Here is a 15311-nt window from a genome sequence, read left to right as displayed (position 1 = left end):
TCCTGCAGACTCAGTTGAACAGACCAAGGAAAAACAGCTTGATGCTGTCCCACAGGCGACCGAAGAAGCCAGCCTGCTCGACATTGGCCAAGGCAACAAGCGGCGCGGTATGAATCACCTCACCCTCAAGACGCACCACCACCTCGCCCAGCACGTCACCACTGACGATCGGCGCCCTGATTTGCCCGTTCAGACTGATGCCCGCATCGAGTTTTTCCGCCTGGCCACGTGGCAAGGTCAGCATCAACCCATCAGCCAGGCCAACTGACACCTGATCGCTGACGCCCGCCCAGACGCGCGCACTGGAAAGCACCTGGCCTGGTTGGTAAAACGCCTTGGTTTCAAAGAAACGGAAGCCCCAGGTCAGCAATTTCTGCGTTTCCGCTGTGCGCACTGCATCACTGCTGGTGCCCATGACCACCGAAATCAGGCGCATGCCGTCGCGCTCGGCCGAGGCCACCAGACAGTAGCCCGCGGCTTCGGTATGCCCGGTTTTCAGACCATCGACACTGGAGTCACGCCACAGCATGCGATTGCGGTTGCTCTGGGTAATACCGTTCCAGACGAATTCCTTTTCCTTGTAAATCGGGTAGTACTCACGATCATCACGGATAATCGCCTGGGCCAGAATCGCCATATCACGGGCGGTGGAATACAGATTGTCATCCGGCCAACCGGTGGCATTGGTGAAGTTGCTGTTGTTCATGCCCAGCCGGGCAGCATGGCTATTCATCATGTCGGCAAAGGCGCCTTCGCTGCCGGCAATATGCTCTGCCATGGCGATACTGGCGTCGTTGCCCGACTGAATGATGATGCCACGCTTGAGGTCTATAAAGGGCACACGGTCACCGACCTCGATAAACATTTTCGAACCGCCCTTGCGCCAGGCCTCCTCGCTGACCAGTACCTCATCCTGCTCGCTGACACGGCCCTCAATCAATTCAAGGCTACCGATGTAGCTGGTCATAAGTTTGACCAGGCTGGCTGGCGGCAGGCGCTCGTCAGCATTATGTTCGACCAGAATGGCGCCGCTGTTGGCATCCATCAAAATATAGCTGGAGGCGGCAATCTGCGGCGGCGCCGCCATGATCTGCGGATTAGTCGGTGGCGTCGGCGGTGCCGGCCTGGGAGCCTGCGCATAACTGAAAGCGGCATAAACCAGGGTGGCGGAGAACAGCAGGGTTTGGGGCAATTTGTTGAACATGGTGCTCACTGTCTTGGGTGTGAAAATTGAGTTATGAATAAAGGCTACCGGGTTATTGGGCCGACACCAGTGCCGGGTTACCCAGGTTGGCTGCACGCAGACTATCGATCAAACGCTGCGCCTCCGCATGACTGGATAGCGGGCCTACTCGGACCCGATGCAAGGTCTGGGCATTTCGCTGAACCGGGCTGATAAATACCGGATCGCTCAACCTGGCTTGCAATTGACTGCGTAGTTGCGCCGCAGACTGCTCTGAAGCAAAAGCACCGACCTGCAGGTAGTACCCCGCACTCACGGGTGCCGGGGCCGAACTGGCGGCGCCAGCCGTGACCAGATAGCCCGGGTTCTGCTGTTGCTGCCAGGCTACCGGATCAATGCCTTCGACCCGCACCCGCGCCGTACCTCGTTCGGCAAAACCCAGTTTCTTGGCCGCCGCATAGGACAAATCGATAATACGGTCGGAATAGAAAGGCCCACGGTCATTGACGCGCAATATCACCTGAAGACCGTTTTCCAGATTGGTGACTTGCACATAGGTCGGCAATGGCAAAGTCTTGTGCGCTGCCGTCATGCCATACAAGTCATACACCTCACCATTGGCCGTATGCTGCCCATGGAACTTGGTGCCATACCAGGAGGCTTCACCTTCCTCACGGTAACGTCGCCCATCCTGCATCGGCTCATAACGCCGTCCCAGCACCGTATAGGGTGATGCCTTATAAGGGCCATTATGCGGTGTCGGTACTGCATCAGGAATGCTTGATACATCAACATGGTACTGCGGCGCACCATCAACCGACGGCCGAACAGCCGGCACATGGGGGGCACTCGCTCCAACTGAGGGTGTCACCGGCGCAGAGGAACAGGCCGTCAGTAGCACGGCCGACAGCAGGGCGGAACAAGCACCGCAGGCCTTACTGAGCATGTTTTTCCCTCTCTTCGCGGATAAGGTCGGCCAACTGATGTACCACCATCGCATACATCACACTGCGATTGTAGCGGGTGATCACATACAGGTTATCCAGGCCGAGCCAGTACTGCATCTGATCACCTGCATCAAATTCGTATGCCATAACCGCTTGCGCGTCTTCCAGCTGAGTGGCGGGCTGCCAACCCAGGGCGCGAAGTTCCGCTACCGTTCGACGCGCATCAAGGCCCTGCTCAATGGTCAGCCCCTCGGTAAAGCGCTCACCGCTGACTGCAGCCGGTACAGCAACCTGAGCGCCCAACTGCCATTTATGTTCGCGGAAGTAGTTGGCTACGCTACCAATGGCATCAACCGGGTTATTCCAGATATCAACCTTGCCGTCGCTGTCAAAATCAACGGCAAAGGCCTGGTAGCTGCTGGGAATGAACTGGGGGAAACCCATGGCACCCGCATAGGAGCCGGTCAATGTCAGCGGATCCATCTGCTGTTCACGGGTCAGCACCAGAAAGGCCTTGAGTTGCCGACGGAAGAAGTCGGCCCGCGGCGGGTAGTCGAAGCCCAGGGTTGTCAGTGCATCAATGACCCGGTGCCCTCCCTTGTTGCCGCCGTAGAAGGTTTCCACGCCAATGATCGAGACAATGATTTCTGCCTCTACACCGTATTCCTGCTCGGCACGCGCCAGCGCCTCGGCATGCTCATCCCAAAAGGCCAGCCCACGCTCGATTCGCTGCTGAGTGATGAAGATAGCCCGGTACTCGTGCCAGGGTCTGACCCGCTCTGCCGGAGTAGAGATGGCCGTCAGTATGGACTCCTTGCGCTCGGCATCGGCCAGCAAGGTCTGCACATAGGCGGGGGCAAAGCCGTGTTCGGCTTGCATCTCATCAATAAACGGCTGTACCGCCGGATGTTCAAGGGTGTAATTCACCGCCAAGAGAACCGGACTGAAGAGACCAAAGAGTGCGGCGATAGCACCTTGACGACATACAGTTGAAAAGCTGACAGGCATTGTTGTTCCCATAATTGGCAGAAGCGAGGAGGTAAAGGAGCTCATCCCTGGAGCATCCATTTGCGGTGCGTTTGTATAGACATAAGAATGCCAAAACCCGACAACAGGGTGACTAACGACGTACCGCCATAACTGATCAGTGGCAAGGGTACCCCGACCACAGGCAACAGACCACTGACCATGCCAATATTCACCAGCACGTAAATAAAGAAGGTCAGCGTTACGCTGCCGGCCAGTAGTTTGCTGAAGGTATCCTGAGCTTGCAGGGTGATGACCATGCCACGTGCAATGATCAACAGATAAACCACCAGCAACAGACACACACCAACCAGGCCGAACTCCTCGGCCAACACGGCAATAATGAAATCAGTATGGCCTTCAGGAAGAAAGTCCAGATGTGACTGAGTACCCTGAAGCCAGCCCTTGCCAAACACACCACCTGAGCCGATCGCCGCCTTGGACTGAATGATATTCCAACCCGCACCCAGCGGATCGCTCTCTGGGTTGATAAACGTCAGTACGCGTTGTTTCTGATAGGCATGCAGGACAAAAAACCACATGACTGTTGCCAACGGCACCAGCATGACCAGAGCACCAAGGATATATCGCCAGCGCAAACCCGCCAGCAACAAGGCAAACAAGCCCGCCAGGGCCACCAGCAAGGAGGTACCCAAGTCCGGCTGTCTGAGGATCAGGACCACCGGCAGCAAAATGATTGCCATGCACCCGCAGACGTACTTGAAACTCGGTGGCAATGGCCGTCTGGCCAGGTACCAGGCAACACTCATGGGCATAACCAGCTTCATGATCTCCGAGGGCTGAAAACGCATGACGCCCGGAATGGTCAGCCAGCGTTGCGCACCCTTGGCCTCGGTGCCCACCAGCAATACCGCCAGCAACAGCAATACACAGCCTATATAGGCCACTGGAACCCAGCGCGCCATAAAGCGTGGTTGAAACTGGGCTATGATCAGCATCACCGCGAGGCCAACACAATAGGCCGCTCCCTGCCGATACAACAACGCCATGTTCCTGCCACTGGCCGAATAGAGAATAAAACTGGCTACCGTAGCCAGGACCAGAATCAACAAGAGCAACCAGGGATCGACATGGATGCGCTGCCAGAAAGGCGTGCGGCGCTGCAGGCCAACACGCCCATTTGCGGCGTTACCAAACAAGGCTTTCATGGCATAGCCTCTTCAATGAAACCAACTGGTTCCGGGTCGGGCAACAACCAGGCATCAAATACCGCCCTGGCAACCGGCGCAGCAACCCGTCCGCCTGACTCACCATTTTCGACCATGACGGCAATAGCGATCTTGGGGTCTTCGACCGGGGCAAAACCTACAAACAGGGCATGGTCGCGGTGACGCTCCTGCAACGCCTGCGAGTCATAACGCTCACCCTGAGCGATAGCCACAACCTGTGCGGTACCGGTTTTGCCAGCCATACGATAAGGCGCATTAAGGGCTGAATTAAGTGCAGTACCATGCTGGGCATGCATGACATCCTCCAGCGCATCGATAATGAACTGCCAGTCATCCGGATTGCCCAACTGGATATCCGCCGGGGTACCCGTCTCATCCGGCAGTTGCCCTTCAGCATGCAAAAGCATTCGTGGTCTGTGCCAGATACCTCGGTTGGCGATCAGAGAAATGGATTGTGCCAGCTGCAGCGGCGACGTCAGCATATAGCCCTGACCGATGCCGGTGATCAAGGTTTCACCCGGGTACCAGGGTTCGCGTCGTGCATTGCGCTTCCACTCACGCGATGGCATCAGGCCGGGCGACTCCTCGAACATATCAATGGATACCCGGGTGCCGAGTCCAAAGCGCGACATATAGTCATGCAGGCGGTCGATGCCCAGTTTATGGGCTAGATCATAGAAATAGGTGTCATTCGAACGCGCAATCGAATAGCGCATATCCACCCAGCCATCGCCGGAGCGGTTCCAGTTACGGTAACGGTGGCTGTGATTGGGCAGCTGGTAGAAACCTGGATCATAGACCCGGCTGGTGCGTGTAGTGACGCCGGCATCCAGCCCTGCCAGTGCAACGATTTGCTTGATGGTCGAGCCCGGCGGATACAAGCCGCGCAATACCCGGTTGAACAGCGGCTGATCCAGGGAATCACGCAAATTGCCGTAGTCGATATGACTGATACCGGTGACAAACAAATTGGGATTGAAGCCCGGCTGGCTGACAAAGGCCAACACCCCGCCGCTGCTGGGCTCAATGGCAATAACAGCACCGCGCCGATTACCCAGTGCATGCTCGGCTACGGCCTGTAACCGACTATCCAGGTGCAAGGTCAGGTCTTTGCCGGGTAGTGGGTCAGTGCGTTTGAGTACACGCAATACGCGACCACGGGCATTGGTTTCAACCTCTTCATAGCCGACCGTGCCATGCAGCAGTTCTTCATAATAACGCTCGATACCGGTCTTGCCGATGTAGTGCGTACCGGCATAAGCCACCTGGTCGATACGCGCCATCTCCTGCTCATTGATCCGCCCGACATAACCCACCGCGTGGGCAAAGTGCTCTGCCAGCGGGTAGTAGCGAACAAAGCTGGCCTGCACTTCAACGCCTGGCAAACGAAATTGGTTGACCGCCAGCTGGGCAATTTGCTCGTCACTAAGACCAAACATGACGGGCACTGACTCGAAGGGCCGACGGCCCTGGTTAAGGCGGCGTTCCGCGCGTTCACGCTCTTCGGCAGTCAAACCCAGTATCCTACCCAGCAGATCAAAGGTTTGTTGCAAGTCAGGTGCCCGTTCACGGGTGATATTCAGACTGAAACTGGGCCGGTTCTCGGCCAACACCACACCATTACGATCGTAAATCCGCCCGCGGCCGGGCGGAACCGGCTGCACATGCACACGGTTGTTTTCCGACAGTGTCGAGTGATATTCGTACTGCACGACCTGCAGGTAGTACATGCGCGCAACAAGCACACCCACCAGCATCATGACCACGACTGCAGCCAAAGCCACTCGACGCTGGACGACCCGGGCATCGTTGGAGTGATCTTTAAGCTGAATGGGTCTGGCCATGACTCACTTGTGGTAGGGGTGACGGTTTAGGATAGTCCAGGCTCTATAGAGCTGCTCAGCCAGCAGAATACGGACCAGGGGGTGGGGCAAGGTCAGGGCTGACAGTGACCAGCGCTGATCACTCCGCGCCAGCACTTCGGAAGCCAGTCCCTCGGGGCCTCCGACCATCAGATTGACAGTGCGGGCATCCAGCCGCCAGTTTTCCAGCTGTTCGGCCAAGGTTTCAGTTGACCAGTTACGGCCATTGACCTCAAGGGTGACAATTCGTTCCCCAGGCTGTGTTGCCGCAAGCATCTGCTCACCTTCTCGGCGCATCAGTCGGGCAATATCAGCATTCTTGCCACGTGTCGTCAGCGGTATTTCCACCAACTCGACCGGCAGATCAGGGGGCATGCGCTTGGCATACTCGCTATAGCCCTGCTCCACCCATTGCGGCATGCGTGAGGCCACACTGATCAGCCGAATTCGCAAGCCAGCTTACTCTTCGATCGGTTTTTGCTGCTGTGCACGGCGCGATTCAGCACTCTGCCAAAGGCGCTCAAGATCATAAAATTGACGGGTTGCCGGCTGCATGATGTGTACGATGATATCGCCCAGATCAACCAATACCCACTCGCCAGAATCCTTGCCCTCGACACCCAGAGGACGGCATCCGGACTCCTTGGCCTTTTCCACGACGGTATCGCTAAGGGCACTGACCTGGCGGCTGGAACTGCCGCTGGCGATAACCATGAAGTCAGTCACGCTGGTCAGTTCGCGAACATCGATGCGCACCACATCCTTGGCCTTGAGTTCGTCCAGAGCGTCTTCCACTACCTTGAGAAGGTCTTCAATCTGCATAATCGGGTTTAAATCCTAGGTTGTCAGGGCCGGTATAGGCCATGGGTTTCAATATAGTCAAGCACGGCATCCGGCAAAAGAAAGCGTGCCGAGCGACCGACGCCCAGCAAGCCACGAATTTGCGTGGCAGAAATGGCCAGGGGCGTCTGGGACAGACAGATAATCTGTCCATGCGCCGCCGGATCATCCGACACCGTCACACTGCGCGCAGCCATCAAATTCTTCAGCGCTTCTGGTAGTTCAGAATCCTGCTCAGGGCGTTGCAATACCACCAGACTGGCCAACTCCAGCAGTGACTCCCAGCGATGCCAGCTGGGCAGTCCACAAAAGGCATCCCAGCCGAGAATCAAAAACAACACCACCTTCTCACCCAGCTCGGCACGCAGGGATTCGAGCGTGTCGACCGTGTACGACAACTGCTCTCGGCGCAATTCACAATCATCAACAATAAAGCCACTGCACCTGTCCACCGCCAGCTGGAGCATGGCCAGACGGGCTTCGGCACTGGCGCCGGGCTGCGGACGATGTGGCGGTCTGGCACTCGGGATCAGACGCAACTCATCCAATCCAAGCAGGTCACGCACTTCCACTGCACTTCGCAAATGACCATGGTGCACCGGATCAAAGGTCCCACCCAGCAAACCGATCCGCCGCATCATAGCGGTATCACTGACGGATGTGTCCATCGCCAAAGACGACATACTTCTCGCTGGTCAAGCCTTCCAGTCCGACCGGCCCACGAGCGTGAATCTTGTCGGTGGAGATACCGATCTCGGCACCCAGACCATATTCGAAGCCGTCAGCAAAACGCGTCGAGGCATTGATCATCACCGAGCTGGAGTCCACTTCGGCAATAAAGCGACGGGCCCGGGTGTAATCCTCGGAGACCATGGCGTCGGTGTGCTGTGAGCTGAAATCATTGATGTGCTCGATAGCCGCATCCATGTCGTCGACAATGCGTATCGACAAAATCGGCGCCAGATACTCGGTCGACCAGTCTTCTTCGCTGGCTGGCAAGGCCGCAGGTAAAATCGCACAGGCAGCAGGGCAACCGCGTAATTCGACCCCCTTCTCAACATAGAGTGCAGCCATGCCTGGCAGGAAAGCGGAAGCCACAGCACGATGCACCAGCAAGGTCTCCATGGCATTACAGACCCCGTAACGATGGGTCTTGGCATTCAGACAGATGGCCTCGGCCTTGATCAGATCGGCGCGATCATCCACATAGACATGGCAGATACCATCCAGATGCTTGATCACCGGCACCCGGGCATCACGACTGATGCGTTCGATCAGACCCTTGCCGCCGCGTGGCACAATCACGTCGACATACTCAGGCATGCTGATCAGCGTGCCGACCGCCGCACGGTCAGTGGTCTCTACTACCTGTACCACGTCGGCCGGCAGCCCCGCGACATCCAGCCCCTGACGAATGCAGGCGGCGATGGCACGGTTGGAGTGAATGGACTCGGAGCCACCGCGCAGAATGCAGGCATTGCCGGATTTCAGACATAAACTGGCAGCCTCGACCGTCACATTCGGTCGCGACTCGTAGATAATGCCGATAACACCCAGGGGCACACGCATCTTGCCGACCTGAATACCCGACGGCATAAAATTCATGTCACGGATAGCACCGACCGGATCGGGTAGCGCTGCAACCTGGCGCAACCCCTCAACCATGGCATCCAGGCGGACTGGCGTCAGGGCCAGGCGATCAAGCATGGCTGCATCCAGACCGTTCTCACGACCCGCCTGAAGATCAAGCTGGTTGGCATCAAGCAGCGCCGGGCGGGCCGCATCAATAGCCTCGGCTGTCGCCAGCAAAGCACTGTTTTTGACTTTGGTAGAGGCCCTGGCGATAACACGCGATGCCGTTCGCGCTGCACGCCCAAGGCCCAACATATACTCGTTTACCTGTTCACTGCCCATGCCCGCACCTGATACCCATCGTTGAATCAAGTTGCGCATTATAACTGTCCCTCCCGGTACTGGACAGGGCGCAACTGCTATGATCGAGATTATCTTTGAGCGGGCAACCGCCTGGAATCATTCAGCGCAGTCTCGAGCCACAGGCCGGGCTGCCAACAGCGTAGGGAAAACCTGATAGATGGAGAGTTTGCTGACCAGCGGTCTTATGGACTGGCTGGGCGCCCATCAACAATGGCTGGGATTGGCCATTTTCCTGATTGCCCTGCTTGAGTCCCTGGCAATAGCCGGCTTGCTGGTGCCCGGCATTGTCCTGCTGCTGGCAACCACAGCCATGGCCGGCAGCAGCGGCATGCCGCTCACAACTGTGCTGGCTGCCGCCTTTGCCGGCGCGGTGATCGGCGACCTGATGAGCTTTACCCTAGGTCGCCTGTTTCATCAGGACATCAAACGCTTGAACCTGTTCAAACAGCATCCTCGATGGATTCAGCGGGGCGAAGCCTTTTTCCAGCGGCACGGCATGCTGAGCATTTTACTCGGACGCTTTATCGGCCCGATCAGGCCGATCATCCCGATGGTGGCCGGCATGTTCGACATGCCCACCGGGCGCTTCGTAACCATCAACCTGCTTTCTGCGCTGGCGTGGGCACCGGCTTATGTATTGCCCGGCTTTCTCGCCGGTCAGGCAACCAAATGGCCTGTGCCTGAACATTTCTGGCTGCAGGCGTTAGGACTGCTGAGCGCCGGCGCCTTGCTGCTTACGGCTCTGATACTCATCATAAGGCTGCAAGCGCGCTGGAGCGCGCTGGCCGCAGCCATGCTTTGTCTGTGCGCCATAACCGGCATGAATCTCCTCGAGAGCCATCTGCAGGTTGTTACACTGACCTTTAACCAGTGGCTACAAGCCCATCAATGGCCCTTTATCCTGGCGCTACTGCCATTGGCCAGCCCGGCATTTCCCGTCGTCGTTCTATTACTGGCGCTGGTCAGCCTGCTGCATGCAAAACAGCTCAGACTGATGTCCATGCCCCTGTGTGCCTGCCTGATGAGCAGTCTGATTGGCCTGTCACTAGGGCTTGATGTGATCGGTCTGTCAGCCTCAGTCGCCATCAGCCTGAATATCAGCTTGCTGGTATTGATCAATCGAGGCTTCGACTTCTGGACTCGGGTCGGCTGGATGGCGGCGGCCATCCCTTTGGCAGGGCTGATAATCATTCTTTTAGCAAGGCTGGGCACCCCGCTTATTACACTGCTGAACCTCGGTCTGATCAGCATAACAGCAACCTTGCTCAGCACCTGGATGGTCGAGCGCGCCTTTGCCCTGCCGACGCTGACCAACAGCTTGCGCACGAGCCTCCTGTTGATGCCATTACTTGCCTGGTCAAGCCTGCATCTGTTCTAGCCAGTCGTTAATCAACTCCAGGCGCAAAGCGGCAGAATCAGTGGCCAGTAGCTTGACCTTCTGATCAAGATCAAAGGGCAGCAAAAAGGCCAGCTGATAGCCCAGCCGCTGCTGACTGTCTGCTACCGGCGGCAACCCCAGACCCTCGGCCAAGGGGTGCTCCATGAGCGTCCCATGCAGCGTCACGAGATCATCATGCAGGTCTTCCAGAGGCGCGTCAGGCGCCTCAGTCAACCAGTCAGGCACGCCCCTGACCAAACCATCTGAGGCCACCTCGGCAGCACTGATACGGGCACGGCGCCCGCCCTTGACGCGAATGCCAAGCAGCCCGTTGTCGCGCTGCTGCCAATCTATAATCAGCGCCTCACAGCCAATGGCGCTGAAACGCAAATCGCCATTGCCGACCTCAGGGCCGGTATCCAGCGGCACAATCAGGAAGTCTTCGCCCTGTTTGAAGCTACGACTGACCATATCCAGATAGCGCGCCTCGAAAATCTGCAAATCCATCACGCAATCAGGTAATAAAATACTTTTCAAAGGAAACAGTGCGCAGGTGTCATTCATGCTTACCCCTAATCTACAGTCAGTGCATTCAGCTAACCTATTTAGGCACACCGGCAATTGACCTGGCCAGCCAGCCTTGCAACCATGGCAAAAGTTAGGAACCTGTGTCTATATTTGAACAGGCATTCATTGTGAGTGCTCGTTTCACGCAGCCCTCAGGGCAAACAACAACAGCGCCATGGAGATCGCCATGACATCAGCCGTACCCGCATCCGAACTGTCCTCTTTCATCGGCAAGGACATGGGCCATTCCGAGTGGATGACCATCGACCAGCAACGCGTCAACCAGTTTGCCGAATGCACTGGAGACCACCAGTTCATTCATATCGATGAAGAAAAAGCCAAACAAACACCCTTTGGCGGCACCATTGCCCACGGCTTTTTGTCGCTGTCGCTGCTGCCTGTGTTGTCAGCCGGCCTGCTGATTCGCCCCCAGGGACTGAAGATGGCCGTCAACTACGGCCTGGACAGTGTGCGCTTTATTCAGCCGGTACGCGTCGGCTCCCGGGTGCGTCTGCAGGTAACTGTTATTGACGTTACCGAGAAGAATCCGGGACAGTGGCTGGTCAAGGCCCGCTCGACGCTGGAAATTGAAGGCAGCCCGAAGCCTGCCTTTATCGCCGAAGGCCTGACGCTGTACTTTGTCTGATGCATCTGCTGGCCCCGTCTTCAGCGGGGCCAGCAACTGTTTAACCCCCGCAGCACGAGCAACATTCTGACTGCCACTCCAGTTCTCAATTGGTGCCGTGCCCATTATTCGCCCCAGCGCGCCAACAGCTTTTGTTCAATACCCAACTGATTAAGGATACGGGCGACGATAAAGTCGACCAGATCTTCGATTGAATTCGGCTTGTGATAGAAGCCCGGACTGGCCGGCAAAATCACCGCGCCCATGCGACTGAGTGTCAGCATGTTTTCCAGGTGAATGGTCGAGAAGGGCGCCTCGCGTGGCACCAATATCAGCTGCCGGCGCTCCTTCAGAGCTACATCAGCGGCGCGCTCAATCAGGTTATTACTGGCCCCCGTGGCAATAGCTGATAGCGTCCCGGTCGAACACGGACAAACCACCATAGCCGCTGGCGCACCAGAGCCTGAGGCTACCGGTGACATCCAGTCCTGCTTGCCATATACCCGAATCTGTCCAGGCTGCGCATGAAATTGCTCGGTCAGATAGGCTTCCATAGCCTGAGGCTTGGGCGGCAACTGCCAGTCGGTTTCTGTTGCGGCAACCAGCATGGCCGCCTGCGACATAAGAAAAGACACCTCAACCTCAGCCTTGACCAGGCACTCGAGCAGACGCATGGCGTACTGCACACCCGAGGCGCCAGTGACGGCCAGAGTAACCCGCTGCACCTCAGCCATGTTGCGCCTCCAGAGCCTGAACCAGCTTGCCGTGGATACCGGCAAAGCCGCCATTACTCATGATCACGATACGGGTCCCCGGCTGACTGCGCGCCAGGGTCTGCTGGATTACCGCATCAATTGAACTCAGTACCGCAGCCGGAACCGGGCTGGCTTGCACAACGGCGTCCAGCGACCAGTCAAGCCCCTCCGGCTGATACCAGATCACTTCTGTGGCATCTCGCACACTGGCAGGCAAGGCCGACATGTGACTGCCCAAGCGCATGGTATTGGAACGCGGTTCAATAATGGCCAGCAAGGGTGCATCGCCGATTTGCGCTCGCAACCCGGCCAGCGTGGTGGCGATGGCCGTGGGATGGTGAGCAAAGTCATCGTAGACCTTGATATTGTTGACGTCGGCAATCAGCTCCATGCGCCGCTTGACACTGGCAAAACGTCCCAGTGCAGCAATACCCTGAGCAGGCGTTACCCCAACATGACGCGCAGCCGCCAGCGCCACCAGGGCATTGGCCACACTGTGCGCGCCGGTTTGCTGCCACTCGACTCGGCCCTGCAGCTCGCCGCCCAGCAACACCTCAAAGCAGGAACCATCTTCAGCCAGCAAACGTGCCTGCCAGTCGCCTTTGTCGCCGGTAGTTTGGCAAGGCGTCCAGCAGCCCATGCCGAGCACCCGCTGCAAAGCAGCATCAGCCTGCGGATGGATAATCAGCCCGGATCCCGGCACGGTTCGAACCAGGTGATGGAATTGCCGCTCAATAGCTGCAAGATCAGGGAAAATATCCGCATGATCAAACTCAAGATTGTTCAGAATCGCGGTACGCGGACGGTAATGCACAAACTTTGAGCGTTTATCAAAGAAGGCACTGTCGTACTCATCGGCCTCCACCACAAAGAACGGCGTTTCACCCAACCGCGCTGACAAGCCGAAGTTCTGCGGCACACCGCCAATCAAAAAACCCGGTGCCAGTCCTGCTGACTCAAGCACCCAGGCCAACAGACTGGCAGTAGTGGTTTTGCCATGCGTGCCCGCCACTGCCAGAACCCAGCGCCCCTGCAGCACATGGTCAGCCAGCCACTGCGGCCCTGAAACATAAGGCAGACCCTGATCGAGGACATATTCAACCGCTGGATTGCCGCGTGACAAGGCGTTGCCAATAACCACCAGGTCCGGCGCAGGCTGCATGTGCTCGGGCCTATAGCCCTCCATCAGGCCGATACCCTGAGACTCGAGCTGAGTACTCATGGGTGGATAGATGTTAGCGTCCGAGCCGGTAACCCTGTGCCCCAGCTCACGTGCCAGCAGCGCCAATGAGCCCATAAAAGTGCCACAGATACCCAGAATATGCAGATGCATTCAATGTCCTTGATAAATCCTACGATCATGACTGGCGGGACAAAAGCCGTTAACTGCCGATGCTGCTCACTGAAGCGGACAACCGGTCAGTTGCGCCTCCCGTAAAGCCGCCGCATCAGGCCCACGATACTACACGTCCGCCCAACGGCCATGCAAAACAGAGATGTTTCGGCTATGATGCGCGGCATTGGCCACGGGTTGTTACGGGTTATTTCACAACCACACTGCAGGCAGTCTCTCTTCCCATCAGCTTTGAGAACATGGAGTCATCATGACCATCAAAAATGCTTTCTACGCCCAATCCGGTGGCGTGACCGCCGTTATCAATGCTTCTGCTGCCGGGGTGATTGAAACCGCTCGCCAGCATCCTGATAAGATCGGTACTGTCTACGCCGGGCGAAATGGCATTATTGGTGCCCTGACCGAAGAACTGATTGACACCAGCCTGGTGTCCGCCGAAGACATTGCCGCCCTGCGCCACACACCCTCTGGCGCCTTTGGTTCCTGCCGCTACAAACTCAAGAGCCTGGAAGCCAACCGCGCCGAGTATGAGCGACTGATCGACGTTTTCAAGGCCCATGACATTGGCTATTTTTTCTACAACGGTGGCGGTGACTCGGCCGATACCTGCCTGAAGATATCGCAACTGTCGGAAACCATGGGTTACCCGATCCAGGCGATCCATGTTCCCAAGACCGTCGATAATGACTTGCCCATCACCGACTGCTGCCCAGGCTTTGGCTCGGTAGCCAAGTATGTGGCCACTTCGATCCGCGAAGCCGGCTTTGATGTCGCCTCCATGGCCGCCACCTCGACCAAGGTATTCATTCTTGAAGTCATGGGCCGGCATGCCGGCTGGATTACCGCCGCCTGCGGCCTGGCCAGTGAGGCTGAGGGTCAGCCGCCGCACATTTTGCTGTTCCCGGAAGTGAAATTCGATCAGCCGGCTTTTCTGGCCCGCGTTGAGGACTGCGTGAAAACCTATGGCTACTGCGTCATTGGCGTTTCCGAAGGCATCAAGAACAGTGACGGCAAATTCCTGTCCGAATCAGGTCTGACCGATGCCTTCGGCCATGCCCAGCTGGGCGGCGTAGCACCGACCATTGCCAAATTGGTCAAGGACGAACTGGGCTACAAATATCACTGGGCCGTGGCAGATTACCTGCAGCGCGCTGCCCGCCACATTGCCTCCAAGGTGGATGTCGAGCAGGCCTATGCCTTGGGTCAGGCTGCGGTTCGAATCGCACTGGAGGGAAAAAACGCAATCATGCCAGCTATTCGCCGCCTGGCCGATGAGCCTTACCAATGGGACATCATGGAAGCACCGTTGAAAGAGGTGGCCAACGTTGAGAAATTCATGCCGGCCGATTTCATCAGCGCCGATGGCTTCCATATTACCGAGGCCTGCCGGCGTTATCTGTCGCCCCTGATCCAGGGCGAAGACCTGCCGCCTTTCCGCAATGGCTTGCCGGATTACGTGCGCCTCACGCATCAACTGGTGCCGCGCAAGCTGCCAGAATTCAAGATCTGAGCCAGCAGGGCCGAAAACCCGCCTTTCAGGCGGGTTTTTTATGCGCAGCGATTGAAGATTTATGCCTGCTGGGGCAGGATGATGTCATCTGACCCGAAAAAACCTTCGGGGCATAATCTGACTATTTATGGGGTATCAG

The 15311-nt window shown here is 57.2% G+C and carries 15 protein-coding genes; 3 read left to right on the top strand and 12 right to left on the bottom strand.

The window, feature by feature from the left end:
• Nucleotides 1-10: 10 nt before the first annotated feature.
• From AC27HQ_RS04265 to AC27HQ_RS04225, 9 genes are read right to left on the bottom strand one after another with little or no spacing between them, the layout of a single operon-like run.
• Entirely contained in the window at nucleotides 11-1204 is a 1194-nt protein-coding gene (locus AC27HQ_RS04265; protein WP_487154755.1) for a D-alanyl-D-alanine carboxypeptidase family protein, read from the bottom strand.
• Nucleotides 1205-1256: 52 nt separating this feature from the next.
• Nucleotides 1257-2129 carry a septal ring lytic transglycosylase RlpA family protein gene (locus AC27HQ_RS04260; protein WP_487154754.1) on the bottom strand — a complete coding sequence of 291 codons (873 nt, stop codon included), beginning with the start codon at nucleotides 2127-2129 and terminating at the stop codon, nucleotides 1257-1259.
• On the bottom strand, nucleotides 2119-3138 hold the full coding sequence (gene mltB / locus AC27HQ_RS04255; RefSeq protein ID WP_487154753.1) for a lytic murein transglycosylase B: 1020 nt from the start codon (nucleotides 3136-3138) through the stop codon (nucleotides 2119-2121). The genes AC27HQ_RS04260 and mltB overlap by 11 nt, the downstream gene beginning before the upstream one ends.
• Before the next feature lie 41 nt (nucleotides 3139-3179).
• Nucleotides 3180-4325: a rod shape-determining protein RodA gene (rodA, locus tag AC27HQ_RS04250; RefSeq protein ID WP_487154752.1), complete on the bottom strand. Its 1146-nt coding sequence runs from the start codon at nucleotides 4323-4325 to the stop codon at nucleotides 3180-3182.
• A complete protein-coding gene (mrdA, locus tag AC27HQ_RS04245) occupies nucleotides 4322-6190 on the bottom strand; it encodes a penicillin-binding protein 2 (protein WP_487154751.1) in 1869 nt (622 codons plus the stop codon). Before mrdA ends, rodA begins: the two co-directional genes overlap by 4 nt.
• A gap of 3 nt (nucleotides 6191-6193) precedes the next feature.
• Nucleotides 6194-6661 (bottom strand): 23S rRNA (pseudouridine(1915)-N(3))-methyltransferase RlmH, encoded by a 468-nt coding sequence (gene rlmH / locus AC27HQ_RS04240; RefSeq protein WP_487154750.1) that lies wholly within the window; start codon nucleotides 6659-6661, stop codon nucleotides 6194-6196.
• Between the two features lie 6 nt (nucleotides 6662-6667).
• The gene (gene rsfS / locus AC27HQ_RS04235) at nucleotides 6668-7030 is read right to left on the bottom strand and encodes a ribosome silencing factor (protein ID WP_487154749.1); all 363 of its coding nucleotides are present in this window, start codon (nucleotides 7028-7030) and stop codon (nucleotides 6668-6670) included.
• A 23-nt stretch (nucleotides 7031-7053) separates the two neighbouring features.
• Nucleotides 7054-7689 carry a nicotinate-nucleotide adenylyltransferase gene (nadD, locus tag AC27HQ_RS04230; protein WP_487154748.1) on the bottom strand — a complete coding sequence of 212 codons (636 nt, stop codon included), beginning with the start codon at nucleotides 7687-7689 and terminating at the stop codon, nucleotides 7054-7056.
• Nucleotides 7690-7696: 7 nt separating this feature from the next.
• A complete protein-coding gene (locus tag AC27HQ_RS04225) occupies nucleotides 7697-8962 on the bottom strand; it encodes a glutamate-5-semialdehyde dehydrogenase (protein ID WP_487155010.1) in 1266 nt (421 codons plus the stop codon).
• A 178-nt stretch (nucleotides 8963-9140) separates the two neighbouring features.
• Here AC27HQ_RS04225 and AC27HQ_RS04220 point away from each other — a divergent pair, with 178 nt between their 5' ends.
• Nucleotides 9141-10361 (top strand): DedA family protein, encoded by a 1221-nt coding sequence (locus tag AC27HQ_RS04220; protein ID WP_487154746.1) that lies wholly within the window; start codon nucleotides 9141-9143, stop codon nucleotides 10359-10361.
• Here AC27HQ_RS04220 and AC27HQ_RS04215 read toward each other — a convergent pair.
• Complete coding sequence (locus AC27HQ_RS04215) at nucleotides 10341-10868, bottom strand: LON peptidase substrate-binding domain-containing protein (protein ID WP_487154745.1); 528 nt, start codon at nucleotides 10866-10868, stop codon at nucleotides 10341-10343. The two genes, AC27HQ_RS04220 and AC27HQ_RS04215, sit on opposite strands and share 21 nt — an antisense overlap.
• A gap of 247 nt (nucleotides 10869-11115) precedes the next feature.
• Between AC27HQ_RS04215 and AC27HQ_RS04210 the strand changes: the two genes are divergently transcribed.
• Nucleotides 11116-11574: a MaoC family dehydratase gene (locus AC27HQ_RS04210; protein WP_487154744.1), complete on the top strand. Its 459-nt coding sequence runs from the start codon at nucleotides 11116-11118 to the stop codon at nucleotides 11572-11574.
• 104 nt (nucleotides 11575-11678) lie between these two features.
• Here the strand turns inward: AC27HQ_RS04210 and AC27HQ_RS04205 are convergent, their stop codons facing one another.
• Together AC27HQ_RS04205 and mpl are read right to left on the bottom strand one after the other, a co-directional pair.
• On the bottom strand, nucleotides 11679-12287 hold the full coding sequence (locus tag AC27HQ_RS04205; protein WP_487154743.1) for a flavin prenyltransferase UbiX: 609 nt from the start codon (nucleotides 12285-12287) through the stop codon (nucleotides 11679-11681).
• Nucleotides 12280-13641 (bottom strand): UDP-N-acetylmuramate:L-alanyl-gamma-D-glutamyl-meso-diaminopimelate ligase, encoded by a 1362-nt coding sequence (mpl, locus tag AC27HQ_RS04200; RefSeq protein WP_487154742.1) that lies wholly within the window; start codon nucleotides 13639-13641, stop codon nucleotides 12280-12282. Before mpl ends, AC27HQ_RS04205 begins: the two co-directional genes overlap by 8 nt.
• Before the next feature lie 271 nt (nucleotides 13642-13912).
• Here mpl and AC27HQ_RS04195 point away from each other — a divergent pair, with 271 nt between their 5' ends.
• Nucleotides 13913-15172 (top strand): 6-phosphofructokinase, encoded by a 1260-nt coding sequence (locus tag AC27HQ_RS04195; RefSeq protein WP_487154741.1) that lies wholly within the window; start codon nucleotides 13913-13915, stop codon nucleotides 15170-15172.
• Nucleotides 15173-15311 lie beyond the last annotated feature (139 nt).

It is taken from the genome of Halopseudomonas sp. 4NH20-0008, from assembly GCF_057548395.1.
This window is presented reverse-complemented; position numbering and strand designations above follow the sequence as displayed.